At 70.4% G+C, this 26,697-nt stretch carries 21 protein-coding genes; 15 read left to right on the forward strand and 6 right to left on the reverse strand.

Annotated elements, in window-relative coordinates; genetic code table 11:
• Window positions 1-100: 100 nt before the first annotated feature.
• Window positions 101-934 carry a C40 family peptidase gene (locus IE258_RS00605; protein ID WP_159329408.1) on the reverse strand — a complete coding sequence of 278 codons (834 nt, stop codon included), beginning with the start codon at window positions 932-934 and terminating at the stop codon, window positions 101-103.
• A 765-nt stretch (window positions 935-1,699) separates the two neighbouring features.
• Here IE258_RS00605 and IE258_RS00610 point away from each other — a divergent pair.
• From IE258_RS00610 to nuoN, 14 genes are read left to right on the forward strand one after another with little or no spacing between them, the layout of a single operon-like run.
• Window positions 1,700-2,059, forward strand: coding sequence for an NADH-quinone oxidoreductase subunit A (locus IE258_RS00610; RefSeq protein ID WP_003974383.1), 360 nt, complete (start codon window positions 1,700-1,702; stop codon window positions 2,057-2,059).
• Window positions 2,060-2,071: 12 nt separating this feature from the next.
• A complete protein-coding gene (locus IE258_RS00615; RefSeq protein WP_006133126.1) occupies window positions 2,072-2,626 on the forward strand; it encodes a NuoB/complex I 20 kDa subunit family protein in 555 nt (184 codons plus the stop codon).
• Entirely contained in the window at window positions 2,623-3,378 is a 756-nt protein-coding gene (locus IE258_RS00620; protein ID WP_189737564.1) for an NADH-quinone oxidoreductase subunit C, read from the forward strand. The genes IE258_RS00615 and IE258_RS00620 overlap by 4 nt, the downstream gene beginning before the upstream one ends.
• Window positions 3,375-4,697 (forward strand): NADH-quinone oxidoreductase subunit D, encoded by a 1,323-nt coding sequence (locus IE258_RS00625; protein ID WP_189737567.1) that lies wholly within the window; start codon window positions 3,375-3,377, stop codon window positions 4,695-4,697. Before IE258_RS00620 ends, IE258_RS00625 begins: the two co-directional genes overlap by 4 nt.
• A complete protein-coding gene (gene nuoE, locus IE258_RS00630) occupies window positions 4,694-5,566 on the forward strand; it encodes an NADH-quinone oxidoreductase subunit NuoE (protein WP_127893448.1) in 873 nt (290 codons plus the stop codon). The genes IE258_RS00625 and nuoE overlap by 4 nt, the downstream gene beginning before the upstream one ends.
• A complete protein-coding gene (gene nuoF / locus IE258_RS00635) occupies window positions 5,563-6,912 on the forward strand; it encodes an NADH-quinone oxidoreductase subunit NuoF (protein ID WP_189737570.1) in 1,350 nt (449 codons plus the stop codon). Before nuoE ends, nuoF begins: the two co-directional genes overlap by 4 nt.
• The gene (locus tag IE258_RS00640; protein WP_189737573.1) at window positions 6,909-9,413 is read left to right on the forward strand and encodes an NADH-quinone oxidoreductase subunit G; all 2,505 of its coding nucleotides are present in this window, start codon (window positions 6,909-6,911) and stop codon (window positions 9,411-9,413) included. The genes nuoF and IE258_RS00640 overlap by 4 nt, the downstream gene beginning before the upstream one ends.
• Entirely contained in the window at window positions 9,410-10,819 is a 1,410-nt protein-coding gene (gene nuoH, locus IE258_RS00645) for an NADH-quinone oxidoreductase subunit NuoH (RefSeq protein WP_189737576.1), read from the forward strand. Before IE258_RS00640 ends, nuoH begins: the two co-directional genes overlap by 4 nt.
• Window positions 10,812-11,489, forward strand: coding sequence for an NADH-quinone oxidoreductase subunit NuoI (gene nuoI / locus IE258_RS00650; RefSeq protein WP_189737579.1), 678 nt, complete (start codon window positions 10,812-10,814; stop codon window positions 11,487-11,489). Before nuoH ends, nuoI begins: the two co-directional genes overlap by 8 nt.
• Window positions 11,486-12,373: an NADH-quinone oxidoreductase subunit J gene (locus IE258_RS00655; protein ID WP_189737582.1), complete on the forward strand. Its 888-nt coding sequence runs from the start codon at window positions 11,486-11,488 to the stop codon at window positions 12,371-12,373. Before nuoI ends, IE258_RS00655 begins: the two co-directional genes overlap by 4 nt.
• Window positions 12,370-12,669, forward strand: coding sequence for an NADH-quinone oxidoreductase subunit NuoK (gene nuoK, locus IE258_RS00660; protein ID WP_003974374.1), 300 nt, complete (start codon window positions 12,370-12,372; stop codon window positions 12,667-12,669). The genes IE258_RS00655 and nuoK overlap by 4 nt, the downstream gene beginning before the upstream one ends.
• Before the next feature lie 14 nt (window positions 12,670-12,683).
• A complete protein-coding gene (gene nuoL / locus IE258_RS00665; RefSeq protein WP_189737584.1) occupies window positions 12,684-14,648 on the forward strand; it encodes an NADH-quinone oxidoreductase subunit L in 1,965 nt (654 codons plus the stop codon).
• 5 nt (window positions 14,649-14,653) lie between these two features.
• Window positions 14,654-16,225: an NADH-quinone oxidoreductase subunit M gene (locus tag IE258_RS00670; RefSeq protein ID WP_189737586.1), complete on the forward strand. Its 1,572-nt coding sequence runs from the start codon at window positions 14,654-14,656 to the stop codon at window positions 16,223-16,225.
• Window positions 16,222-17,880, forward strand: a complete 1,659-nt coding sequence (gene nuoN / locus IE258_RS00675) for an NADH-quinone oxidoreductase subunit NuoN (protein ID WP_189737589.1) — start codon at window positions 16,222-16,224, stop codon at window positions 17,878-17,880. Before IE258_RS00670 ends, nuoN begins: the two co-directional genes overlap by 4 nt.
• An 89-nt stretch (window positions 17,881-17,969) precedes the next feature.
• On the opposite strand, the gene IE258_RS00680 is transcribed toward nuoN, so the two are convergent.
• On the reverse strand, window positions 17,970-18,569 hold the full coding sequence (locus IE258_RS00680) for a Uma2 family endonuclease (protein ID WP_189737592.1): 600 nt from the start codon (window positions 18,567-18,569) through the stop codon (window positions 17,970-17,972).
• Window positions 18,570-18,810: 241 nt separating this feature from the next.
• On the opposite strand from IE258_RS00680, the gene recQ reads away from it, so the two are divergent.
• Window positions 18,811-20,847, forward strand: a complete 2,037-nt coding sequence (gene recQ / locus IE258_RS00685) for a DNA helicase RecQ (protein ID WP_189739219.1) — start codon at window positions 18,811-18,813, stop codon at window positions 20,845-20,847.
• A 39-nt stretch (window positions 20,848-20,886) separates the two neighbouring features.
• Here the strand turns inward: recQ and IE258_RS00690 are convergent, their stop codons facing one another.
• The 4 genes from IE258_RS00690 to IE258_RS00705 are packed head-to-tail and all read right to left on the reverse strand — an operon-like array spanning window position 20,887 to window position 26,693.
• The gene (locus tag IE258_RS00690) at window positions 20,887-23,604 is read right to left on the reverse strand and encodes a fumarate reductase/succinate dehydrogenase flavoprotein subunit (RefSeq protein WP_189737595.1); all 2,718 of its coding nucleotides are present in this window, start codon (window positions 23,602-23,604) and stop codon (window positions 20,887-20,889) included.
• Between the two features lie 11 nt (window positions 23,605-23,615).
• Complete coding sequence (locus tag IE258_RS00695; protein WP_189737598.1) at window positions 23,616-24,452, reverse strand: ABC transporter ATP-binding protein; 837 nt, start codon at window positions 24,450-24,452, stop codon at window positions 23,616-23,618.
• Entirely contained in the window at window positions 24,430-25,329 is a 900-nt protein-coding gene (locus IE258_RS00700; protein ID WP_189737601.1) for an ABC transporter permease, read from the reverse strand. The genes IE258_RS00695 and IE258_RS00700 overlap by 23 nt, the downstream gene beginning before the upstream one ends.
• Window positions 25,326-26,693 carry an ABC transporter substrate-binding protein gene (locus tag IE258_RS00705; RefSeq protein ID WP_189739223.1) on the reverse strand — a complete coding sequence of 456 codons (1,368 nt, stop codon included), beginning with the start codon at window positions 26,691-26,693 and terminating at the stop codon, window positions 25,326-25,328. The genes IE258_RS00700 and IE258_RS00705 overlap by 4 nt, the downstream gene beginning before the upstream one ends.
• Window positions 26,694-26,697: the final 4 nt, after the last annotated feature.

The following is a 26,697-nucleotide window of genomic DNA, read 5'->3' on the forward strand; positions in this document are numbered from 1 at the left end:
AACCGGCCCGCGCCCGAGCATGCCAGGAGCCCGCGAAGGGCCGCAGCCCCCGAGCGGCTGCGGCCCTTCGCGCGTACTTCGTGTGTACGGGTGGGTGCGGTTACAGCACGCGCACCGCGCCGCTCGGCGGGTCGTACGAGAGCGGCTTCTCGACGACGCCCGTGGAGGAGTTCTGCGCGCCGACGAACATGCCGCCGCCGACGTAGACACCCACGTGGTACGCGCTGCCCGCGCCGCCCCAGTAGAGGATGTCGCCCGGCTGGAGGTTGTCCAGCCCGACCTGGGTGCCGGCCGTCGACTGCGCCTGGGAGACGCGCGGCAGGCTGATGCCGACCTGCTTGAAGGCGGCCTGCACGAGACCGGAGCAGTCGTAGGCGGACGGGCCGGTGGCGCCGGAGACGTACGCCTTGCCGACCTGGGCCTGCACGAAGGAGACGACGGCGGCGGCCGAACCGGTGGCCGTGGACGTGCCGGTGCTGCTGTTGCTGCTCGTGCCGGTGGAGGAACCGGTGTCCGAGGAAGCGCTCAGAGTGGTGCGCTCGGCGGCGCGCGAGGCGCGCTCGGCGGCCTCCTTGCGCTCGGCCTCCTCGGCCTTCTTCTTGGCTTCCGCGGCCTTCTTCTTGGCCTCGGCGAGGTCCGTCTTGGCCTGCTTGGCGGCCTTTGCGGCCGCCGCGTCACGCTCGGCCTGCAGCTGGTAGCTCGCGGCCGCCTGCTGCGTGACGTCCGCGGACTGGGCGACCTGAGCGGCCAGGTCGGCCGTCAGGGTGGGCAGTTCAAGGGTCTGCGTCACCGGTTCGGCCGCGTTGGCCGACCCCGACGCACCGGCCACTGCCAGGGTGCTGAGGACGCCACCGGCAACTCCGGCCCGCATCGCGATCGTCGACGCGCTGCGGCGGGGCTTCCGGTGGCTGCGTATGTGAGCGGTGTGGGACATAGGGACAACCGGTATCAGTAGCTCCTCCATACCTTCAAGAAACGTGTGCTGCGCCACAGTTGTTCAATCGAGCCGTTGAATCCCGGGCGTGTCGCTCTTTATTGACGCCGTAACGGACATAGTGGACGGGCCGTAACCAGCCTGTGATCACGGTCTTTGATCGTTACGCCCGAATTGCCCCACGCTTACCACTTGTTGGGACACTTGGCCAAGCCCGGTTCTCAGACACCTCTCATGAATGTGGCACAGGTCACGGAACGGTTACCCCGACGCACGCGTCCGTCGCGTGCGAGGCACCACGGCAACGCCTGCCGGCGCTCGTGAACGCGTGCACGTGTCCACACCGGTCCCCGACCCTCCCCCTCAGGTGTGAACGCCTCCTCTATCAAGGGACTGCGTCCAGCACCAATTTGCATGCAAGGGAAGCCTCTTGATATGGAGACGCGCTGTGTGTCGACCCTCTGGCCAGCGGCGACGAGCGAAATTGTCACCTCTGGTGATCAGGTGAACGCTTCTTGTGTGAAGATCACCGCTCATCCGACTTCATGATCGTTCGTCAGGTGGTGGAGATCACAAAGCTTGTGTAATACCCCGTGTCGCAGATCACAGAGTGTCGGGCATAGGATGCGAGGCAGTTGGGCTTGTGACCTGCTTCACATGTTCGCGATCTTCGTCGGGACGGGCGGGGCTCGTGGGGCTGTTGGGGCGGCTGTGAGTCCAGTGCAACCGCCAGCAGTCAGTGCCGACTGAGAGGAGCGAGGAGCGGTGAACGCGTATGCGCCCATCCTCGTACTGGGAGCCCTCGGGGCAGGCTTTGCGATCTTCTCCGTGGTGATGGCCACGCTGATCGGTCCGAAGCGGTACAACCGGGCGAAGCTCGAGGCCTACGAGTGCGGCATCGAGCCGACCCCCACGCCGGCCGGCGGCGGGCGCTTCCCCATCAAGTACTACCTGACGGCGATGCTCTTCATCATCTTCGATATCGAGATCGTCTTCCTCTACCCCTGGGCCGTCACCTTCGACGCCCTGGGGATTTTCGGGCTCGTGGAGATGCTGCTCTTCGTGCTCACCGTCTTCGTCGCGTACGCGTACGTATGGCGGCGCGGCGGCCTGGAATGGGACTGAGGGGCCTTTGACATGGGACTCGAAGAAAAACTGCCGAGCGGCTTCCTGCTGACCACCGTCGAGCAGGCCGCGGGCTGGGTGCGCAAGTCGTCCGTCTTCCCGGCCACGTTCGGCCTCGCCTGCTGTGCCATCGAGATGATGACCACCGGCGCCGGCCGCTACGACCTGGCGCGCTTCGGCATGGAGGTCTTCCGCGGCTCACCGCGGCAGGCGGACCTCATGATCGTCGCGGGCCGGGTCAGCCAGAAGATGGCGCCGGTGCTGCGGCAGGTCTACGACCAGATGCCGAACCCGAAGTGGGTCATCTCCATGGGGGTCTGCGCCTCCTCGGGCGGCATGTTCAACAACTACGCCATCGTCCAGGGCGTCGACCACGTCGTCCCGGTCGACATCTACCTGCCCGGCTGCCCGCCGCGGCCCGAGATGCTGATGGACGCCATCCTCAAGCTCCACCAGAAGATCCAGAGCTCCAAGCTCGGGGTGAACGCGGAGGAAGCGGCCCGCGAGGCGGAGGAAGCGGCACTCAAGGCCCTGCCCACGATCGAGATGAAGGGGCTGCTGCGGTGAGCGACGCGAACAACACCGCGGGTGACGCGAACGAGGTCAACCCCGAGAAGGACCTGTCCGCGGAGAACCTGCCAGGCCAGCGGGGCCAGGGCGGCGAGGAGATCCGCGTCCAGCGCGGCATGTTCGGCGCCAACAACGGCGGCGACACCTCCGGCTACGGCGGCCTGGTCCGCTCCGTCCGGCTCCCCGGACCGGCGAGCCGGCCCTACGGGGGTTGGTTCGACGAGGTCGCCGACGAGCTCGAGGGCGCGCTGGAGGAGCAGGGGCTCCTGCCCGACAACGCCATCGAGAAGACGGTCGTCGACCGCGACGAGCTGACCTTCCACATCGAGCGCGAGCACCTGGTCCGCGTCGCCCGCACCCTGCGCGACGACCCGGCCCTGCGCTTCGAACTGTGCACCGGCGTCAGCGGCGTCCACTACCCGCACGACAAGGGCCGCGAGCTGCACGCCGTCTACCACCTGCGCTCGATCACCCACAACCGGCTGATCCGCCTCGAAGTCAGCGCCCCCGACGGTGACCCGCACATCCCGTCGCTGGTCTCCGTCTATCCGACGAACGACTGGCACGAGCGCGAGACGTACGACTTCTTCGGCATCGTCTTCGACGGTCACCCGGCCCTGACGCGGATCATGATGCCGGACGACTGGCAGGGCTTTCCGCAGCGCAAGGACTACCCCCTCGGCGGCATCCCCGTCGAGTACAAGGGCGCCCAGATCCCGGCTCCGGACCAGCGGAGGTCGTACTCGTGAGCACTTCCCACGCCTCCCCGAGGGAGACGACCGAAGGCACCGTCTACACGGTCACCGGCGGCGACTGGGACGAGGTCGTCCAGTCCGCGGCCCGCGCCGACGACGAGCGCATCGTCGTCAACATGGGCCCCCAGCACCCGTCCACGCACGGCGTGCTCCGCCTCATCCTGGAGATCGACGGCGAGACGGTCACCGAGGCCCGCTGCGGCATCGGCTACCTGCACACCGGCATCGAGAAGAACCTCGAGTACCGGACCTGGACGCAGGGCACCACGTTCGTGACGCGCATGGACTACCTGACGCCGTTCTTCAACGAGGCGGCGTACTGCCTGGGCGTCGAGAAGCTCCTCGGCATCGAGGACCAGATCCCGGACCGGGCCACGATCATCCGGGTCCTGCTGATGGAGCTGAACCGGCTCTCCTCGCACCTGGTGGCCATCGCCACCGGCGGCATGGAGCTGGGCGCCACCACGATCATGATCTACGGCTTCCGCGATCGTGAACTGATTCTCGACATCTACGAGCTGATCACCGGCCTCAGGATGAACCACGCGTACATCCGCCCAGGCGGGCTCGCCCAGGACCTGCCCCCGGGCGCGGTGGACCAGATCCGCGAGTTCGTGAAGAAGATGAACAAGAACCTCCCGGAGTACGACAAGCTCGCCACCGGGAACCCCATCTTCAAGGCCCGCATGCAGGACGTCGGCTACCTCGACCTGGCCGGCTGCATGGCGCTCGGCGCCACCGGCCCCGTCCTCAGGTCCACCGGCCTCCCGCACGACCTGCGCAAGACCCAGCCGTACTGCGGCTACGAGACGTACGACTTCGACGTCCCGACCGCCGACACCTGCGACTCCTACGGCCGCTTCCTGATCCGGCTGGAGGAGATGCGCCAGTCGCTCAGGATCGTCGAGCAGTGCCTGGACCGGCTCCAGCCCGGCCCGGTCATGGTCGCCGACAAGAAGATCGCCTGGCCCGCACAGCTCGCCCTGGGGCCGGACGGCCTCGGCAACTCCCTCGACCACATCAAGAAGATCATGGGCACCTCCATGGAGGCCCTGATCCACCACTTCAAGCTGGTCACCGAGGGCTTCCGGGTGCCGCCGGGACAGGCGTACGCGGCGGTCGAGTCGCCCAAGGGCGAACTCGGGGTGCACGTCGTCTCCGACGGCGGCACCCGCCCCTTCCGGGTCCACTACCGCGACCCGTCCTTCACCAACCTGCAGGCCATGGCGGCGATGTGCGAGGGCGGCCAGGTCGCCGACGTCATCGTCGCCGTGGCATCCATCGACCCCGTGATGGGAGGCGTCGACCGGTGACCACCTCTTCTTCGGAGCGGGGCGTCAGCCTGGGCATGCCGGAACTGCCCGCGCCCGCCTACCCGGACGACGTCCGGGCCCGGCTGGAGACCGACGCGCGCGAGGTCATCGCCCGCTACCCGGACTCCCGGTCCGCCCTCCTGCCGCTGCTGCACCTCGTGCAGTCGCAGGAGGGGCACGTCACGCGCACCGGGATGCAGTTCTGCGCGGACATGCTGGGCCTCACCACCGCCGAGGTCACCGCGGTCGCCACCTTCTACACCATGTACCGGCGCGGGCCGAGCGGTGACTACCAGGTCGGCGTGTGCACCAACACGCTGTGCGCGGTGATGGGCGGCGACGCCATCTTCGAGTCCCTCCAGGAACACCTCGGCGTCGGCAACGGCGAGACCACCGAGGACGGCAAGGTCACCCTGGAGCACATCGAGTGCAACGCGGCCTGCGACTTCGCACCGGTCGTGATGGTCAACTGGGAGTTCTTCGACAACCAGACCCCGGCGAGCGTCAAGGCGCTCGTCGACGACCTGCGCGCGGGACGGCCGGTGACGCCCACGCGCGGTGCGCCGCTGTGCACCTTCAAGGAGACCGCCCGGATCCTGGCGGGCTTCCCCGACGAGCGGGACGGCGCCGTCGCGGCCGGCGGCAGCGCGGGTCCCGCCTCCCTGGCCGGACTGAAGCTGGCGAAGGGCGAGGCGTCCGCCGCGCGCGTCGTGCACCCGCGGGACGGCGGACCGCACGACGCGCCGCAGGACCGGGCCGTGCACGACCCGTCCCCGACGGAACACCTCAGCTCGCACGACGCGCCGCAGGACACATCGGCATCCGACCCTTCCAACCCGGCAGGGCCTACCGCCGAGGAGGGGGAGTGATGACCGTGGCAGCCGAGATCAGGGGCAGCAGCCCGGAGAAGCTGCTCGCACCCGTGCTGTCGGCCTTCTGGGACGAGGACGAGTCGTGGACTCTCGACGTCTACCGGAGGCACGAGGGGTACGAGGGGCTCCGCAAGGCGCTGGCGATGGCGCCGGACGACCTGATCGCGTACGTCAAGGAGTCCGGTCTGCGTGGACGCGGCGGTGCCGGGTTCCCGACGGGGATGAAGTGGCAGTTCATTCCTCAGGGGGACGGCAAGCCTCACTATCTAGTTGTCAACGCCGACGAATCGGAGCCGGGGACCTGCAAGGACATCCCGCTCCTCTTCGCGAACCCGCACAGCCTCATCGAGGGCATCGTCATCGCGTGTTACGCCATCAGGTCTTCGCATGCCTTCATCTATCTGCGTGGTGAAGTCGTCCCAGTGCTGCGGCGGTTGCACGAGGCCGTGCGCGAGGCCCACGAGGCCGGCTTCCTCGGCGAGAACATCCTGGGCAGCGGACTCGATCTCACCCTCACCGTGCACGCGGGCGCGGGCGCGTACATCTGCGGTGAGGAGACCGCACTGCTCGACTCGCTCGAAGGCCGCCGGGGTCAACCGCGGCTCCGTCCCCCCTTCCCTGCTGTGGCCGGCCTCTATGCCTGCCCGACTGTGGTGAATAACGTCGAATCGATCGCTTCGGTTCCCGCGATCCTGAACAAGGGCAAGGACTGGTTCAGGTCGATGGGCAGCGAGAAGTCCCCGGGCTTCACGCTCTACTCGCTCAGCGGCCACGTCGCGGGACCCGGCCAGTACGAGGCGCCGCTCGGCATCACGCTGCGCCAGCTCCTCGACATGAGCGGCGGCATGCGGCCCGGCCACCGCCTCAAGTTCTGGACGCCCGGCGGTTCCTCGACGCCGATGTTCACCGACGAGCACCTCGACGTCCCCCTGGACTACGAAGGAGTGGGCGCCGCCGGTTCCATGCTCGGCACCAAGGCGCTCCAGTGCTTCGACGAGACGACCTGCGTCGTGCGCGCCGTCACCCGCTGGACCGAGTTCTACGCCCACGAGTCCTGCGGCAAGTGCACACCCTGCCGCGAAGGCACGTACTGGCTCGTCCAGTTGCTGCGCGACATCGAGGCCGGCAAGGGACAGATGTCCGACCTCGACAAGCTGAACGACATCGCCGACAACATCAACGGCAAGTCCTTCTGCGCCCTCGGCGACGGTGCCGCCTCGCCGATCTTCTCCTCGCTCAAGTACTTCCGCGAGGAGTACGAGGAGCACATCACGGGCCGCGGCTGCCCCTTCGACCCGGCCAAGTCGACGGCCTGGGCCGACCGCACGGAGGTGAAGGCATGACAGTGACCACCAATGCTCCCTCGGGAGGGGGAGAGGCGGCGGTCCCGCCGGAGGACCTCGTGTCGCTGACGATCGACGGCGCCGAGATCAGTGTCCCCAAGGGCACCCTGGTCATCCGGGCCGCCGAGCAGCTCGGCATCGAGATCCCCCGGTTCTGCGACCACCCCCTCCTCGACCCGGCCGGCGCCTGCCGCCAGTGCATCGTCGAGGTCGAGGGCCAGCGCAAGCCCATGGCGTCCTGCACCATCACCTGCACCGACGGCATGGTGGTGAAGACCCAGCTCACCTCGCCCGTCGCCGAGAAGGCCCAGCACGGTGTGATGGAGCTGCTGCTCATCAACCACCCGCTGGACTGCCCGGTCTGCGACAAGGGCGGCGAGTGCCCCCTGCAGAACCAGGCCATGTCGCACGGCCAGGCCGACTCCCGCTTCGAGGGCAAGAAGCGGACCTACGAGAAGCCCGTGCCGATCTCCACACAGGTCCTGCTCGACCGCGAGCGCTGCGTCCTGTGCGCCCGCTGCACCCGGTTCTCCAACCAGGTCGCGGGCGACCCGATGATCGAGCTGATCGAGCGGGGCGCGCTCCAGCAGGTCGGCACCGGCGAGGTCGACCCCTTCGAGTCGTACTTCTCCGGCAACACCATCCAGATCTGCCCGGTCGGCGCGCTCACCTCGGCGGCCTACCGGTTCCGCTCCCGGCCCTTCGACCTGATCTCCTCGCCGTCGGTGTGCGAGCACTGCTCCGGCGGCTGCGCCACCCGCACCGACCACCGGCGCGGCAAGGTCATGCGGCGCCTCGCGGCCAACGAGCCCGAGGTCAACGAGGAGTGGATCTGCGACAAGGGGCGCTTCGGATTCCGGTACGCCCAGCAGCGCGACCGGCTCACCACGCCCCTGGTGCGCAACGCCGAGGGCGAGCTGGAGCCGGCCTCCTGGCCGGAGGCGCTGCAGATCGCCGCACAGGGACTGCTGGCCTCCAGGGGCCGCACCGGCGTCCTGACCGGCGGACGGCTCACCGTCGAGGACGCCTACGCGTACAGCAAGTTCGCGCGCGTGGCGCTCGACACCAACGACATCGACTTCCGCGCGCGCGTGCACAGCGCCGAGGAGGCCGACTTCCTGGCCGCCCGGATCGCCGGACGGGGCCGCGACCTCGACGGAACCGGCGTCACGTACACGTCGCTGGAGAAGGCGCCCGCCGTCCTGCTGGTCGGCTTCGAGGCCGAGGAGGAGGCGCCCGGCGTCTTCCTCCGGCTGCGCAAGGCGTGGCGCAAGCACGGGCAGAAGGTCTTCTCCCTGGCCACGCACGCCACGCGGGGCCTGGAGAAGGCGGGCGGCACCCTGCTCCCCGCCGCTCCCGGCACCGAGACCGAGTGGCTGGACGCCCTCGCCAGCGGCGTCGGCCTGGAGGAGGGCGGCACCCAGGCCGCCGAGGCACTGCGCGCCGAGGGCGCCGTGATCGTCGTCGGTGAGCGGCTGGCGTCCGTGGCCGGCGGCCTCACCTCCGCCGTACGGACCTCGGCGGCGACCGGCGCCCGGCTGGTGTGGATCCCGCGCCGGGCCGGGGAGCGCGGTGCGATCGAGGCGGGTGCGCTGCCGTCGCTGCTGCCCGGCGGACGCCCGGCGACCGACCCGCGCGCGCGTGAGGAGGTCGCCGCCCTGTGGGGCCTGGCCGACCTGCCGCACCGCTACGGGCGCGACACCGGCGAGATCGTCGAGGCCGCGGCCCGGGGCGAACTGCAGGCGCTGCTCGTGGCGGGCGTGGAGGTCGCCGACCTGCCCGACCCCACGCGCGCGCGTGCGGCACTGGACGAGGCCGGGTTCGTGGTGTCGCTGGAGCTGCGGCCCGGCGAGGTCACCGAACGCGCCGACGTGGTCCTGCCCGTCGCCGCGGTCGCCGAGAAGCCCGGCACCTTCCTCAACTGGGAGGGCAGGGTGCGCTTCTTCGAGGCCGCGCTCAAGCCCGACCAGATGACCCGGCGGCTGGCTCCCACCGACGCCCGCGTCCTGCAGATGCTGGCCGACGCCATGGACGTACACCTGGGCCTGCCCGATCTGCGCACCACGCGCGCGGAGATCGACCGGCTCGGCGCCTGGGACGGGCCGCGGGCCGGTGAGCCGCTGCAGACCGCGAGCGCGCTGCCGCGGCCGGCCGCAGGAGAGGCCGTACTGGCCGGGCACCGGCTGCTGCTCGACCAGGGCCTGCTCCAGCAGGGCGACGAGGCGCTGGCCGGCACCCGGCACGCCGCCCGCGCGCGGCTGTCGGCCGCAACGGCCGCCGAGGCGGGCGTCAAGGACGGCGACGTCCTTGCCGTGACCGGGCCCGCCGGAGCCGTCGAATTCCCGCTGCAGGTCACCGAGATGCCCGACCGGGTGGTCTGGCTCCCGTTGAACTCGGCCGGCACCGGCGTCGCCTCCAACGCCGGGGTACTGCCCGGCACCCTCGTCCGCATCGGTCCGGCGACGCCCGAGGGTGCCGCCCCCAAGGAGGTGGAGGCATGAGCCCGTACCTCGCCGCTGAAGACCTCTCGATGTTCGGCACCGACCCCTGGTGGCTGGTCGTCATCAAGGCGGTCTTCTGCTTCGCCTTCCTGATGGTGACCGTGCTGTTCTCCATCGTGTGGGAGCGCAAGGTCGTCGCCTGGATGCAGCTGCGCATCGGCCCGAACCGGCACGGCCCCTGGGGCATGCTCCAGTCGCTCGCCGACGGCATCAAGCTGATGCTCAAGGAAGACGTCGTCGTCAAGCGCGCCGACAAGGCGGTTTACATCCTCGCGCCGATCGTGGCGGCCATCCCGGCCTTCATGGCGATCGCGGTGATCCCCTTCGGGCCGGCCGGCAACGAGGTCTCGATCTTCGGCCACCGCACCGCCATGCAGCTCACCGACCTGCCGATCGCGATGCTGTTCATCCTGGCGGTCGCCTCGGTCGGCATCTACGGCATCGTGCTCGCCGGCTGGAGCTCCGGATCGACGTACCCGCTGCTCGGCGGACTGCGCTCCTGCGCGCAGATGATCTCCTACGAGATCGCGATGGGCGCCGCGTTCGCCTCGGTGTTCCTCTACTCGGGTTCGATGTCGACCTCGGAGATCGTCGCCCAGCAGGACGACCGCTGGTACATCGTGCTGCTGCCGGTCTCCTTCATCCTGTACATCGTCACGATGGTCGGCGAGACCAACCGCGCCCCCTTCGACATGCCCGAGTCCGAGGGCGACCTGGTGGGCGGCTTCAACACCGAGTACTCGTCGATCAAGTTCGCGATGTTCATGCTCGCCGAGTACGTGAACATGGTGACGGTCTCGGCGGTCGCCACCACGCTGTTCCTCGGCGGCTGGCGGGCCCCCTGGCCGATCAGCACCTTCTGGGAGGGCGCCAACCACGGCTGGTGGCCGCTGCTCTGGTTCGTGGTCAAGGTCCAGTTGCTGCTGTTCTTCTTCATCTGGCTGCGCGGCACCCTGCCCCGGGTCCGCTACGACCAGTTGATGAAGCTCGGCTGGAAGGTCCTCATCCCGGTCTCCCTGGTCTGGCTGATGCTGGTCGCGACCGTGCGGGCCCTCAGGAACGAGAACTACGGCTTCAGCGACATCGCCCTCTACATCGGCGGCGGCGTCCTGGTCCTGCTGCTGTTGTCGTTCCTCGTGGACATGTACCGCGACAAGGGCGGCAAGGCCGCCGACCAGCCTGCCGAGACCGGGACCGGGACGGAGGCCGGGACCGGGACGGAGGCCGCCTTCGACCCGATGGCCGGCGGATTCCCCGTCCCGCCGATGCCCGGACAGCAGGTGCCGCCGGTGCCCAGGCGCCGTCCCCGCCGGGAGCGGGAGCTGATTGTCAGTGGTGGGCCCGATACTCACAGTGACGGACCTGCGGGCGGACCTACGGATGGAAAGGAGGTGTCCGATGGCTGAGGAACGCGAGGAACACCGGGACACCACGGAAAACGTGGACCGCAAGGGGACCGAGCCCGGTTTCATGAACCCCGTGGCCGGCTTCGGCGTGACCTTCAAGGCCATGTTCAAGAAGCGGCTGACCGAGCAGTACCCGGAACAGAAGAAGACCACCGCTCCGCGCTTCCACGGACGGCACCAGCTCAACCGCCATCCGGACGGCCTGGAGAAGTGCGTCGGCTGCGAGTTGTGCGCCTGGGCCTGTCCCGCCGACGCCATCTACGTCGAGGGCGCGGACAACACCGACGAGGAGCGCTACTCGCCGGGCGAGCGGTACGGCCGCGTCTACCAGATCAACTACGCCCGCTGCATCCTGTGCGGCCTGTGCATCGAGGCGTGCCCCACGCGCGCGCTGACGATGACCAACGAGTTCGAGCTGGCCGACTCCAGCCGCGCCAACCTCATCTTCACCAAGGACCAGCTGCTCGCCGGTCTGGAGGAGGGCATGGTCGACTCGCCGCACGCCATCTACCCCGGCACCGACGAGCAGGACTACTACCGGGGCCTGGTCACCGAGGCCGCGCCGGGCACGGTCCAGCAGGTCGCCCACTCCAAGGGCGAGGTCGTCCAGGAGGGCGACTCGACCTTCGGCGCGACCGAGCCGGCGTCGGAGGAGGTGATCCGCCGATGAGCGCGCAGCTCGCCGCCGCGGCGACCCTCTCCGCCGGCACCTCCACCGGAGAGGCCGTCCAGTTCTGGATCCTCGGCACGGTCGCGGTGATCGGCGCCCTGTGCACCGTCTTCATGAAGAAGGCCGTGCACAGTGCGCTGTGCCTCGCCGGGACGATGATCGTCCTGGCGGTGTTCTACCTGGCCAACGGCGCCTACTTCCTCGGCATCGTGCAGATCGTCGTCTACACCGGCGCCATCATGATGCTGTTCCTGTTCGTGGTGATGCTCGTCGGTGTCACCGCGGCGGACTCGCTGAAGGAGACCATCAAGGGCCAGCGCTGGCTGGCCCTGCTGTCCGGGCTCGGCTTCGGCATCCTGCTGATCGCCGGCATCGGCAACGCCTCCGTCTCCGAGTTCACCGGCCTCGCCCAGGCCAACGCGAACGGCAACGTGGAGGGCATCGCGTCCCTCATCTTCACGAAGTACGTCTTCGCCTTCGAGATCACCGGCGCGCTGCTCATCACGGCAGCCGTCGGCGCGATGGTGCTCACCCACCGCGAGCGCACCGAGCGCGCAAGGACCCAGCGCGAGCTGTCCGAGCAGCGCATCCGCGACGGCAAGCACCTGCCGCCGCTGCCGGCACCCGGCGTGTACGCCCGGCACAACGCGGTCGACATCGCGGGCCTGCTGCCCGACGGCACCCCCTCCGAGCTGACCGTCAGCAAGACGCTGCGCGAGCGGGGCCAGATCCGCGACGTGTCGATGGAGGCGCTCGGCGACCTCAAGGCGCTGGAGCAGCGGGCCGAGGAGCGCCTCGAACGCAAGGCGGTCGGCCCGGCGGGCTCCGGGCGGTCCGGAGCCGGGCGGTCCGACTCCACGCGGTCCGAGGAGGCGTCGAAGTGAATCCCGTGAACTACCTCTACCTCGCGGCCCTGTTGTTCACGATCGGCGCCACCGGCGTGCTGATCCGGCGCAACGCGATCGTGGTCTTCATGTGCATCGAGCTGATGCTCAACGCCTGCAACCTCGCGTTCGTCGCCTTCTCCCGCATGCACGGCAACCTGGACGGCCAGATCATCGCCTTCTTCACGATGGTCGTCGCCGCCGCGGAGGTCGTGGTCGGGCTCGCGATCATCGTGTCCCTGTTCCGTTCCCGCCACTCGGCCTCGGTCGACGACGCCAGCCTGATGAAGCTGTGAGGGGCTGCTGAAACGTGGAGAACCTGATTGCGCTGCTGGTGGCGGCGCCCCTGCTAGGAGCGGTCGTCCTGCTGTGCGGCGGACGCCGGCTGGACCGCGTCGGCCACTGGATCGGCACGCTGCTGGCCGCCGTGTCCTTCGTGATCGGCGTCGTCCTCTTCGCCGACCTGCTCGGCAGCGGCGCCGAGGACCGCACCCTGACGCAGCACCTGTTCAGCTGGATCCCGGTGGAGGGCTTCCAGGCCGACGTCGCCTTCCGGCTCGACCAGCTGTCGATGACGTTCGTCCTGCTCATCACCGGTGTCGGCTCGCTCATCCACCTGTACTCGGTCGCGTACATGGAGCACGACGAGCGCCGCCGCCGCTTCTTCGGCTACCTGAACCTGTTCCTCGCGGCGATGCTGATCCTCGTCCTCGCCGACAACTACCTGCTGCTGTACGTCGGCTGGGAGGGCGTCGGTCTCGCCTCCTACCTGCTGATCGGCTTCTGGCAGCACAAGCCCAGCGCCGCCACCGCCGCGAAGAAGGCCTTCCTGGTCAACCGCGTCGGCGACATGGGCCTGTCCATCGCGATCATGCTGATGTTCCTGTGGTTCGGCACCTTCGCCTTCGGGCCGGTGCTCGGCGGCCACGGGGAGGCCGGACTCGCGAGCGGGGCGGACGAGGGCAAGCTCACCGCCATCGCCCTGATGTTGCTGCTCGCCGCCTGCGGCAAGTCCGCCCAGGTGCCGCTGCAGTCCTGGCTCGGCGACGCGATGGAGGGCCCGACCCCGGTCTCGGCCCTCATCCACGCCGCGACCATGGTGACCGCGGGCGTGTACCTGATCGTGCGGTCCGGCGCCATCTTCAACGGCGCGCCGGACGCGCAACTGGTCGTCACCATCGTCGGCGCGTTCACGCTGCTCTTCGGTGCGATCGTCGGTTGCGCGAAGGACGACATCAAGAAGGCGCTGGCCGGCTCGACCATGTCGCAGATCGGCTACATGGTGCTGGCCGCGGGCCTCGGCCCCATCGGCTACGTCTTCGCGATCATGCACCTGGTGACGCACGGCTTCTTCAAGGCCGGGCTGTTCCTCGGCGCCGGCTCCGTCATGCACGGCATGAACGACGAGGTCGACATGCGCCGCTACGGCGGACTGCGCAAGTACATGCCGGTCACCTTCGTCACCTTCGGCCTCGGCTACCTCGCCATCATCGGCTTCCCCGGCCTGTCCGGCTTCTTCTCCAAGGACAAGATCATCGAGGCGGCGTTCGCCAAGGGCGGCACCGAGGGCTGGATCCTCGGCGCCTGCGCCCTGCTGGGCGCGGCCATCACCGCGTACTACATGACGCGCGTGATGCTGATGACGTTCTTCGGCGAGGAGCGCTGGCGCAACGCCCCGACGCCGTCGCCGGCCAAGCCCGACGTGGAGCCCGCCGCCGAGACGCGCGGCGAGTACGAGCCGCCGCACCCGCACGAGTCGCCGGGTCTCATGACGATCCCGATGATCGTGCTGGCCGTCGGATCGGTCGCGGGCGGTGCCTTCTTCAGCATCGGCGACCGCTTCCTGCACTGGCTGGAGCCCATCACCGGGCACAGCCACGGCGACGCGCCGATCAGCGCCGGTACGGTCACCGGGGCGACGGTGGCCTGCATGGTCGTCGGCGTCGCCCTCGCCTGGGCGCAGTACGGGCGCCGTCCGGTCCCGGCCGTCGCCCCGCGCGGGTCGCTGCTCACCCGGGCCGCCCGCCGCGACCTGCTCCAGGACGACTTCAACCACGTGGTCCTGGTCCGCGGCGGCGAACACCTCACGCGCTCCCTGGTCTACGTCGACCACACCCTGGTCGACGGAGTCGTCAACGGCACGGCGGCCTCGGTCGGCGGCCTGTCCGGGCGGATGCGCAAGCTGCAGAACGGCTTCGCGCGCTCGTACGCGGTCTCGATGTTCGGCGGTGCGGCGCTCCTGGTCGCCGCGACCCTGCTGATGAGGGCGGTCTGATACCGATGTCCTTTCCCCTGCTGACAGTCACGGCGGCCCTCCCGGCCGTCGGGGCGATCGCCACGGCAGCCGTGCCGGCCGCGAAACGCACCGCGGCCAAGTGGCTGGCGCTGCTGGTCTCGCTGGCCACGCTCGGGCTGGCGATCGCGGTCCTGGTCCGCTTCGACCCCGACGGCGACCGCTACCAGCTCACCGAGTCCCACTCCTGGATCGCGGACTTCGGCGTCCGGTACGAACTGGGCGTGGACGGCATCGCGGTGGCGCTGATCGCGCTGACCACCCTGCTGATCCCGTTCATCATCCTCGCGGGCTGGCACGACGCCGATCCGCTGGAGACCGGCAGCAGCCGGTGGCGGCCGACGCAGGGCTTCTTCGCCCTGATCCTGGCCGTCGAGGCGATGGTGATCATCTCCTTCGAGGCCACCGACGTCTTCCTCTTCTACATCTTCTTCGAAGCCATGCTGATCCCGCTGTACTTCCTGATCGGCGGCTTCGGGGACCGGGCGCACGAGCACGGTGAGAAGACGGCGGCGACCCAGCGGTCGTACGCCGCGGTGAAGTTCCTCCTCTACAACCTGGCCGGCGGTCTGATCATGCTGGCCGCGGTGATCGGCCTGTACGTGGTCGCCGGGAACTTCTCGCTCACGGAGATCGCCGAGGCGCGGGCCAACGGCTCGCTGGACATGGCGACCAGCACCGAGCGCTGGCTGTTCCTCGGCTTCTTCTTCGCCTTCGCGGTGAAGGCGCCGCTGTTCCCGCTGCACACCTGGCTGCCCAACGCCATGGGGGAGTCGACCGCGCCGGTCGCCGTGCTCATCACGGCGGTCGTCGACAAGGTCGGCACCTTCGCGATGCTCCGCTTCTGCCTCCAGCTCTTCCCGGAGGCCAGCAAGTGGGCGACGCCGGTCATCCTGGTCCTGGCGGTCATCAGCATCATCTACGGCGCGCTGCTCGCGGTCGGCCAGCGCGACATCAAGCGGCTGATCGCCTACGCGTCGATCTCGCACTTCGGTTTCATCGTCATGGGCATCTTCGCGATGACCAGCCAGGGCCAGTCCGGCGCCACGCTGTACATGGTCAACCACGGCATCTCGACCGCCGTGCTGATGCTGATCGCCGGGTTCCTGATCTCGCGGCGCGGCTCGCGGCTCATCGCCGACTTCGGCGGTGTGCAGAAGGTCGCCCCGATCCTGGCCGGCACCTTCCTGATCGGCGGCCTCGCGACCCTCTCCCTGCCGGGCCTCGCGCCCTTCGTCAGTGAGTTCCTGGTCCTGGTCGGCACGTTCACGCGCTATCCGGTGATCGGCATCATCGCCACCCTCGGCATCGTCCTCGCCGCGCTCTACACCCTCGTCCTCTACCAGCGGACGATGACGGGCCCGGTGAAGGCGGAGGTCAACGGGATGCCCGACCTGCGGGTGCGCGAGCTGGTGGTGGTGGCGCCGCTGGTGGCGCTGCTGATCTTCCTCGGCGTCTTCCCGAAGCCCGTGACGGACATCGTCAACCCGGCGGTGGAGCAGACCATGTCCGACGTACACAAGACGGACCCTCAGCCTGAGGTGGAGGCGGCCAAGTGAGCGCAACAGCCGTCCACAGCCTGTGGACAACGGCGGCGACGGCGGCCGACCCGATCGCCAAGATCGACGCGCCGAAGATCGAGTACGGGCAGCTGTCGCCCGTCCTCATCGTCCTCGGCGCGGCGATCATCGGAATCCTGGTCGAAGCATTCGTGCCGCGCAGGTCCCGCTACTACGCGCAGATGTTCGTGTCCGCCGTCGCGCTGATCGCGGCGTTCGCGGCGATCGTCGCCCTCGCGGCGGGCGGATACGGCACGACCAAGGCCGGCATCGCGGCGATGGGTGCCGTCGCCGTCGACGGACCGGCCCTGTTCCTGCAGGGCACCATCCTGCTGACCAGCCTGGTCGGCCTGTTCACCTTCGCCGAGCGGCGCCTCGACCCCGAGCAGCACGGCAACCGCGTCGACTCCTTCGCCGCGCAGGCGGCAGCCGTACCCGGCAGCGAGAGCGAGCAGAAGGCGGTCAAGGCCGGCTTCACCACGACGGAGGTCTTCCCGCTCCTCCTCTTCGCCGTCGCCGGCATGCTGGTCTTCCCGGCGGCCAACGACCTGCTGACGCTCTTCGTGGCGCTGGAGGTCTTCTCCCTCCCGCTGTACCTGCTGTGCGCGCTGGCCCGCCGCAAGCGGCTCATGTCGCAGGAGGCGGCGGTCAAGTACTTCCTGCTCGGCGCCTTCGCCTCGGCGTTCACCCTGTTCGGCATCGCGCTGCTCTACGGCTACGCGGGCTCCATGTCGTACGGCACGATCGCCAAGGTCGTCGACGGCACCGTCCAGAACGTCACCCCGGCGCTCGCGGACACCATGGGCAACGACGCGCTGCTGCTCGTCGGCTCCGCGCTGATCGTGATGGGCCTGCTGTTCAAGGTAGGCGCGGTGCCGTTCCACATGTGGACGCCGGACGTGTACCAGGGTGCGCCGACGCCGGTGACCGGCTTCATGGCGGCGGCGACCAAGGTGGCCGCCTTCGGCGCCCTGCTCCGCATCCTCTACGTCGTCCTGCCCGGCCTGCGCTGGGACTGGCGGCCGGTGATGTGGGGCGTGGCGATCATCACGATGCTGGCCGGTGCGATCGTCGCGATCACCCAGACCGACATCAAGCGGCTGCTGGCGTACTCGTCGATCGCGCACGCGGGCTTCATCCTCGCCGGTGTCATCGCGACCACGCCGGAGGGCATCTCGTCCGTCCTCTTCTACCTGGCCGCGTACTCCTTCGTCACGATCGGCGCCTTCGCGGTCGTGACACTGGTGCGCGACGCGGGCGGCGAGGCGACGCACCTGTCGAAGTGGGCCGGACTCGGCCGCAGGTCCCCGCTGGTGGCGGCCGTCTTCGCGGTGTTCCTGCTGGCCTTCGCCGGTATCCCGCTGACCTCCGGGTTCTCCGGGAAGTTCGCCGTGTTCAAGGCGGCGGCGGAGGGCGGCGCGGCCCCGCTGGTCGTGATCGGTGTGATCTCGTCCGCGATCGCGGCGTTCTTCTACATCCGGGTGATCGTGCTGATGTTCTTCAGCGAGCCGCGCCCGGAGGGCCCGACCGTCGCGGTGCCGTCCCCGCTGACGATGACGGCGATCGCCGTGGGCGTGGCGGTCACGGTGGTGCTCGGCGTGGCGCCGCAGTACTTCCTGGACCTGGCGGGTCAGGCGGGGGTGTTCGTGCGCTGACGCGGCGCTCGCGGCTTCGTGGCTGCACGGCGTGGTCCGGTACCTCCTCGAGGAGATGCCGGACCACAGCCGTTCGCGGGGGGAGGGGGCTACTCGCCGCCGCGGCGCGGTTTGACGGCGGTCAGGTCCAGGTCCATCGGGAAGGGGGCGCTCACCTTCATGCGCTCGCGGAAGATGCCGACGCTGGTGTAGGCACGGGTGGTGGGCTCCAGCTCGAAGGCGTGGACGACGGCGAGGCCTTTCTCGCTCTCCACCCGCCAGTAGTGGGCGATACCGGCCCGGGCGTACTTCACGGGTTTGGTCTCGCGGTCGCGGGAGACCGACTCCGCGGAGACGACTTCGATGGCCAGGGTGACGGCCTCGGCGGGGTAGCGGGTCTGCTCCGGGTCGTCCACCACGTCGCCTCGCACGACGATCACGTCCGGCTCCGGCCGGTTCTGCCGGTCGATGTCGATGGTGAACTCTCGGACGACCTCGAACTCCGCCGGGGCGAGGGAGTGAAGCTGCCAGTTGAAGAAGTCGACAGCGCGTGAGTGGAAAAGAGTCTGCGGACTCACGAAGACGAGACTCCCGTCGATCAGCTCCGTGTGCGGAGGCAGGTTCGGAAGCCGGTCCAGGTCGTCCGCGGTCCAGCCGCCCTCCGGCGGGGTCGGCCAGTCGGGTGTGGACGCCTTCGGTGCGACGCTCATCAGTGCTCCCATGGGACGGAGTCTCGCGGGTGCAATCAGACTATCCGCCGGAAACGGGCAGGTCTCCCGCGAACGTGTGAACGATCGTCGTGTTCTTGACGCAGGCCGCGTCGGGCAGCCTGTGGATAACTCCCGGGCTGTCGGTGCGGACCCCTATCGTTGAGGCAGTGGTCGAGGCAGGACGGACCAGATGGACCGGACAGACCGGACGGGCGAGGTAGTACGTACGGGGGACGAGACGATGGGCGGGACGGGCGTGATCGGCGAGATGACTGAGGCGGCGCAGGTGAGGGACGGGGACAGCGAGGCGCTGGCCACCCTGCACCGGGTCTTCGGGTACGACGCCTTCCGCGGTGAGCAGGAGGCGATCGTCGAGCACGTGATCGCCGGCGGCGACGCCGTCGTGCTCATGCCGACCGGCGGTGGAAAGTCCCTGTGCTACCAGATCCCGTCCCTGGTCAGGCCGGGCACCGGCATAGTGGTCTCGCCGCTGATCGCGCTGATGCAGGACCAGGTCGACGCGCTGCGGGCGCTCGGCGTGCGGGCCGGGTTCATGAACTCGACGCAGGACTTCGACGAGCGGCGCGTGGTGGAGGCCGAGTTCCTCGCCGGGGAGCTGGACCTGCTGTACCTGGCGCCCGAGCGGCTGCGCCTGGACAGCACCCTCGACCTGCTCTCCCGCGGCAAGATCTCCCTCTTCGCCATCGACGAGGCGCACTGCGTCTCCCAGTGGGGCCACGACTTCCGGCCCGACTACCTCTCCCTGTCGCTGCTCGGTGAGCGCTGGCCGGACGTGCCCCGGCTCGCGCTCACGGCCACGGCCACCGACGCCACCCACCGCGAGATCACCGAGCGGCTGCACATGCCGGCGGCGCGGCACTTCGTGGCCAGCTTCGACCGGCCCAACATCCAGTACCGGATCGTGCCGAAGTCCGACCCCAAGAAACAGCTCCTGAGCTTCCTGCGGCAGGAGCACCCCGGGGACGCCGGCATCGTGTACTGCCTCTCGCGCAACTCGGTCGAGAAGACCGCCGAGTTCCTCTCGCGCAACGGAGTCGAGGCGGTGCCGTACCACGCCGGTCTGGACGCGGGCACCCGCGCGGCGCACCAGTCGAGGTTCCTGCGCGAGGAGGGCCTGGTGGTCGTGGCCACCATCGCCTTCGGCATGGGCATCGACAAGCCGGACGTGCGGTTCGTCGCCCACCTCGACCTGCCCAAGTCGGTGGAGGGCTACTACCAGGAGACCGGCCGCGCGGGGCGGGACGGCCTGCCCTCCACGGCGTGGATGGCGTACGGCCTCAACGACGTCATTCAGCAGCGCAAGCTGATCCAGTCCGGCGAGGGCGACGAGGCGTTCCGCCGCCGGGCCCAGTCCCACCTGGACGCCATGCTCGCCCTGTGCGAGACCGCCCGGTGCCGCCGGGGTCAGCTCCTCGCCTACTTCGGCCAGGACCCGGACGGGTCCGCCTGCGGCAACTGCGACACCTGCCTGACCCCGCCCGAGACCTGGGACGGCACGGTCGCGGCGCAGAAGGTGCTGTCGACGGTGGTGCGGCTGAAGCGGGAGCGCGGGCAGAAGTTCGGCGCCGGGCAGATCATCGACATCCTGCTGGGCAAGCGCACCGCCAAGGTCATCCAGTTCGACCACGACCAGCTCTCCGTGTTCGGCATCGGCGAGGAGCTGACCGAGGGCGAGTGGCGGGGCGTCGCCCGGCAGCTGCTGGCCCAGGGCCTGCTCGCGGTCGAGGGTGAGTACGGCACGCTGGTGCTGACCGACAGCAGCGGCGAGGTCCTGCGGCGCGAGCGTGAGGTGCCGCTGCGCAAGGAGCCCAAGAGGCCCGCCGCGGCCAAGTCGGCGGGCGGCGGACGCGGCGAGCGCAAGGCGAAGGCGGCCGCGGTCGAGCTGCCGGCGGAGCTGGTCCCCGCCTTCGAGGCGCTGCGCGCCTGGCGCGCGGAACAGGCACGTGAGCAGGGCGTCCCGGCGTACGTCATCTTCCACGACGCCACCCTCCGGGAGATCGCCACCGTCTGGCCCACCTCGGTGGCGCAGCTCGGCGGCATCAGCGGCGTCGGTGAGAAGAAGCTGGCGACGTACGGGGAGGGCGTGGTCGAGGTGCTGGCCGGACTGGAGGGACCGGGCTCCGCCCCGGCGCCCGCGCCCGACTCGGCGCCCGCGCCCGCCCCGGCGGACGGGCCGGGCAGCGCTTCCGGTGGGCACGGCGACGCGGACGACTGGCCCGAGCACGAGCCGGAGCCCGAGCCGGAGGACTGGATATAGGGACTCGCCGGAGGGGAGCCTCCGTGCCCGTCCCCGGAGTCACAACGCCCGGTTCGCGTACGCCCTGACGTCGGCGTCCGTGTCGCCGGTGACGGTCGCCAGCGCCGTCCGGGCGTCCTCGGTGGTGGCCGTGTGCCGGGTCAGGGCGAGGACCGCCGCCTTGCGGACGTCGGCGTTCCGGTCGGCGAGGGCCTTGGCGAGGACGGGGACCGCGCGGTCGGAACGGGCGGCGGACAGCGCGGTGGCCGCGCCCGCCCGCACCTGCCAGGCGGGGTCGGACAGCGCGGTGACCGCACGGGTCACCAGGGGGTCCGGGCAGCCCGTGTCCGCCAGGGCCGCGAGGGCGGCGCCGCGGACCAGGGCGTCGGGGTCCTCGGTGAGCCGGTCGAGGGCGCCGCCGGCGCGGGGCGCCGCCCGCAGTGTCCCCAGCGCCTTGGCGACCGCGACCCGCACCTCGCGGGACGGATCGTCGGCGGCCGGGGCGAGCGACTCGGCGGCGTCCAGCGAGACCAGCCCGCGCACCGCTTCGATACGCACCCGGGCATCGGGGTCGTCCAGGGCCGCGGCGAACGTGCCGGTGCTGCCCAGCCGCAGGATGCGCAGCAGGTCGAGGGCGGTGGCGCGGACGACGGGGTCGGTCTGGGCCAGTGCCTCGGCGAGGGGGCCGCCCAGGGCGGGTTCGGGCGTCAGCGTCTCGGCCAGTTCACGCAGGGAGGCGGCCGCGGCGGAGCGCACCTCGCCGTCGGGGTCGGACAGGGCGGCGGCGAGCGCCGGACCGGTACCGGCCGGGACGGTCTCGGTGAGCACGGTGACCGCCGTGCGCCGGACGCCCGGTTCGGGATCGGACAGATACGGGCGGAGGACGGGGAGTTCGGGCTCGTCCTCGGCCAGGGCGAGCAGTTCCAGCAGCCGGGGGGAACCGGCGGCGCCGGGTTCGACGGCCGTGGTGGCCGTGGGGCGGAGCCCGGCCCCGGTGGCGAGGGGCGCGGCGTCGCGGGCCCCGGCCGTCGCCACCTGCTCCGGGTGCACCTCGCCGAGGTACCGGGAGGGGCCGCCGACCGGCGTGAAGTCGTCGATCGGAACCAGATAGGGAGCCACGGGACGAGCCGTGAACTCCATCGCACCGGAGGGGGACTTGTGCAGATCGAGGTGGTGGAACCAGGACGCGTCGTCGCGCTCGGGGATGTCGACGCGCTCGTGGTAGAGGCCCCAGCGGGACTCCGTGCGGGCCAGGGAGGCCCGGGCGGCCATCTCCGCGCAGTCGCGGATGAAGGTGACCTCGGCGCAGCGCATCAGCTCGTGCGGGGTGCGGGCGCCCATCGCCGCGATGTCCGTGCGCATCCGCTCGAAGGACTCCAGGGCGAGCGACAGCCGGGCACCGGACTTCGGCGGCGCCACGTAGTCGTTGACGAAGCGCCGCAGCTTGTACTCGACCTGCGGCTGCGGCGGGCCGTCGGGGTTGCCGAGCGGGCGGTAGACCAGCTCGTGCGCCTCGCGCAGTTGCTCGGGCGGCAGTTCACCGGCGTAGGTCGTGTACTGGGCGGCGTCCGCGCCCGCCAGGTCGCCGAAGACGAACGCGCCGATCATGTAGTTGTGCGGCACGCAGGCCAGGTCACCGGCCGCGTAGAGACGGGGGACGGTGGTGCGGGCGTGGTCGTCGACGCGGACGCCCGAGGCGGAGTGGCCGCCGCACAGACCGATCTCGGAGATGTGCATCTCGACGTCGTGGGTGCGGTAGTCGTGCCCGCGGCCGGCGTGGAAGGTGCCGCGTGTCGGCCGTTCGGTGGAGTGCAGGATGGACTCCAGGGCGGAGACCGACTCCTCCGGGAGGTGGCTGAGCTTCAGGTACACTGGACCGCGGTCGCTGGCGACCTCCGCGGCGAACTCGGCCATCATCTGGCCCGACCAGTAGTCGGAGTCGACGAAGCGCTCGCCGTGCCGGTTGACCTGGTAGCCGCCGAAGGGGTTGGCGACGTAGGCGCAGGCCGGGCCGTTGTAGTCCTTGATCAGCGGGTTGATCTGGAAGCATTCGATGCCGGTCAGCTCGGCGCCCGCGTGGTAGGCCATGGAGTAGCCGTCACCGGCGTTGGTGGGGTTCTCGTAGGTGCCGTAGAGGTAGCCGGAGGCGGGCAGGCCGAGCCGGCCGGCGGCGCCGGTCGCGAGGATCACGGCGCCCGCGCGGACGGTCACGAAGCGTCCCGTGCGGGTGTTGAAGCCCGCCGCGCCCACCGCCCGCCCCTCCGCGGTCAGGATCCGCACCGGCATCACCCGGTTCTCGATGCGGATCCGCTCGCGCATCTCGCGCCGCCGCAGCTGCCGGTACAGGACCTTCTTGACGTCCTTGCCCTCCGGCATCGGCAGCACGTAGGAGCCGGACCGGTGCACCTGGCGGACGGCGTAGTCGCCGTGCTCGTCCTTCTCGAACTTCACCCCGTACGACTCGAGCCGTTGGACCATGGCGAAGCCGCGGGTGGCGGTCTGGCGGACGGTGGACTGGTCGACGATGCCGTCGTTGGCGCGGGTGATCTCGGCGACGTAGTCGTCGGGCTCGGCGCGGCCGGGGACGACGGCGTTGTTGACGCCGTCCATGCCCATGGCGAGGGCGCCGGAGTGGCGGACGTGGGCCTTCTCCAGCAGCAGCACGTTCGCGCCGTGCTCGGCGGCGGTCAGCGCGGCCATGGTGCCGGCGGTGCCGCCGCCGATGACGAGGACGTCGCAGGAGAGTTCTTCGGCGTCGGTGAGGGCGGGGATCTCCACCAGGTGGCCTTTCAGGTGCCGAGGGATGTCAGGACGTCGCGCCGCAGCGCCGTGCGGGCCGGGTCGTCGCGCGCGGTGCGGTCCCGGGGTCGGGGCACGTCGCGTACGGCGGTCAGGCGGCCGGCGCCGAGCAGGGCGACGCGGTCGCCGAGGAACAGGGCCTCGTCCACGTCGTGGGTGACGAAGACGACCGTGGCTCCGGTGCCGTGCAGTACCTCCACCAGCAGGTCCTGCATCCCGGCGCGGGTCTGGGCGTCGAGGGCGCCGAAGGGCTCGTCCATCAGGACGGCGCGGGGGCGTCCGGCCAGCGCACGGGCCAACTGGGCGCGCTGGCGCTGTCCCCCGGAGACACGGTGCGGCAACTGTCCGGCCTGTGCGGCGAGGCCGACCCGCTCCAGCCAGGCCGTCGCCTGGTCCCGGCGCTCGGCGCGGGGCAGGCCCTGGACGGCGAGGGGAAGTTCGACGTTGGCGCGCAGGGAGCGCCAGGGCAGGAGGGCGTCCTCCTGGAAGACCAGTGCCCGGTCCGCCCCGGGGCCGTCGATGGGACGCCCGTCCTGTTCCGCCGTTCCGGCCAGCGGCGGCAGCAGACCGGCCAGTGTGCGCAGCAGCGTCGACTTGCCGCAGCCCGAGGGCCCGACCACGGTGAGGATCTCGCCGGGGGAGACGTCGACGTCCACACCGCTCACCGCGGCGGCGTCCGGACGGCCGAGGGCGGCGTCGCGCAGGGTGAGCCGGGTGCCGCGGCCCGGCGCCCCGGCACCGGTCCCCGGCCCAGCCCCGGTACTCGTCCCAGTCCTCGTCCCCGTCTCGGTCTCGGTCTCGGTCTCAGTCTCGGACGAGGTGCTCATCGCGTGCCTCCTCGGGACGGGTGCGGATGGAGTCCTTGCGTCCGGCGGTGGCCGCGGGCGGGGGTGCCGCCCCGGACCGCGCGGACTTCGGGCGGGCGGCGGGGCCCTGCGCCGTGCGTGGCAGCCAGCGGGTCAGGCGGCGGCCCAGCAGTTCCACGGCCGTGGAGGTGAGCCAGCCGAGCACGCCGATGGTGACCATGCCGACGAAGACGCCGGGGTAGTCGACGACCGTGTAGTCCTGCCAGGTGCGGTACCCCACGCCGTACTGGCCGGAGATCATCTCGGCGGAGATCACACAGATCCACGAGACGCCGATGCCGACCGACAGACCACCGAAGACACCGGGCAGCGCGCCCGGAAGGACCACCGAGCCGAGGACCCGCCACCGGCCACCGCCCATGGTGCGGACCGCCTCCTCCCACACGGGGGTCAGCGCGCGTACCGCGTGCCGGGTGGAGACCAGGACGGGGAAGAAGGCGGCGGTGCAGGTGATGAAGACGATGCCCTGCTCGTTGGACGGGAAGAGGAGGATCGCCACCGGGACCAGGGCGATGGCGGGAATGGGCCGGACCACTTCGAGGACCGGGCCGAGCAGGTCCTCGGCGAGCCGGGAGCGGGCCACGAGCACACCGGTGGCCACGCCCAGGACGGCGGCGAGCAGGAAGCCGCTGAGGATGCGGGTCAGGCTGTCGGTGAGGTCGGTCCAGTAGTCGGGCCCCGCCAGCCGGTCGGCGAAGGTGTGGGCCACGTCGGTGACGGTGGGGAACTGCGAGAAGCGCAGCCACAGGTCGATGTCCTGGCTGGTCAGCAGCTGCCACAGGCCCAGGGCGACGGCGAGCGAGGCGATCCGCAGCGCGTAGCGGGCGGAGCGGTTCACGACGCCAGCTCCAGTGCCTCGGCGTACGGCACGAAGCGCGCTCCGCCGTGCCCTGCGATGTACGCCCGTGCGGTCTCCGGTGCGACGAAGGGCAGCAGAGCGCCGCCGTCGGCCACCCACACCGCCCGGTCGGCGAACCACGGGGTGCCGGTGGTGGTGTCGGGGACGTACGCGGCCCGGACTTCGTCGCGGTGCCCGGCCACGTGCCGCAGCAGCGCCGTGGGGGAGGGGAAGGAGAGGGTCTTCCCCGCGCCCTTGGGCCAGACCTCGCCGGCCGGCTTCGGAGGCGTCGCCGCAATCCGCTCGGCGTACGCGGTCGGGCCGAGCGCCTTCTTCACGTACTGGTCGTCGACGAAGGCGTCGACGTCCACGTCGCCGGTGAGTTTCGCGTCCTTGAGGATCGAGACGTCCTCCTTGAGAGCCGCGACGAGCTGCGGTTTGATCGCCGGGTCGAAGGTGGCGATGCCCTGGGCGCCGTTGTAGAGGTACACGGTTTCGGCCGGCAGGCCGGTGGCTTTCGCGACCTTCTCGGCGGCGGCCACGGGATGCGCGTCCAGGTAGTCGGTCGCCTGCGTCTGGGCCTTCAGGAACGCCTCCAGCACGGCGGGGCGCTTCTTCGCGAACCCCTCGACGGCGGTGACGCCGTGGAAGGTGGGCAGGTCCAGCCGGGCTCCGTCGTACAGGGCCTTCGCCTTGCCCTGCTGGGCGAGCAGGCCGGGCCAGGCGACGAACTGCGACAGGGCGTCCGCGCTTCCCGCGTCCAGGGCCGAAGCGCCCACGGCGGGCTGCTGGTTGAGCTTCTCGATGTCCTCGGCCGGGTCGAGACCGGCACGCTGCAGGGCGCGTACGAGGGTGCCGTCGGCGGCCGAGCCGACGCTCGTCGAGACCTTCTTGCCCTTGAGGTCCTTCAGGGAGGTGAGGGGCGAATCGGGTGCGACGACGATGGTGTTGAGGCCGCCGCGGAGGTTGTAGCCGGTGACCGAGACCAGGCGGGTCGGCTTGCCGAGCTGCTTGCCGCGGGCCGCGTTGATGAGCAGTGGGAAGTCGCCCATCGAGCCGATGTCGATCTTCCCGGCGGTCATCTGGGCGGTGATGGGCGCGCCGGTCGCGTAGTCCTGCCAGTCGACCTTGTAGGTGACTCCGTCGCCGAGGGAGTTGAGCTGCTTCTCGAAGTAGCCGAGGGAGCGCAGCAGGGTGCCGGCGGTGACCGTGTTGATCGTCCTGGACTGGTAGCCGACCGTCACGGTGACCGTGGAGCCGTTCCCGTCGGCGGACGCGTCGCCACCGCACGCGGTGAGGGGGAGGAGCAGGGCCACGGTTGCCGCGCCGGCGGTGGCGGGGAGCGCGGTGCGTTTCGCTTTCATGTTC

The sequence above is a fragment of the Streptomyces tendae genome (assembly GCF_014650435.1).
Taxonomy (GTDB): domain Bacteria; phylum Actinomycetota; class Actinomycetes; order Streptomycetales; family Streptomycetaceae; genus Streptomyces; species Streptomyces tendae.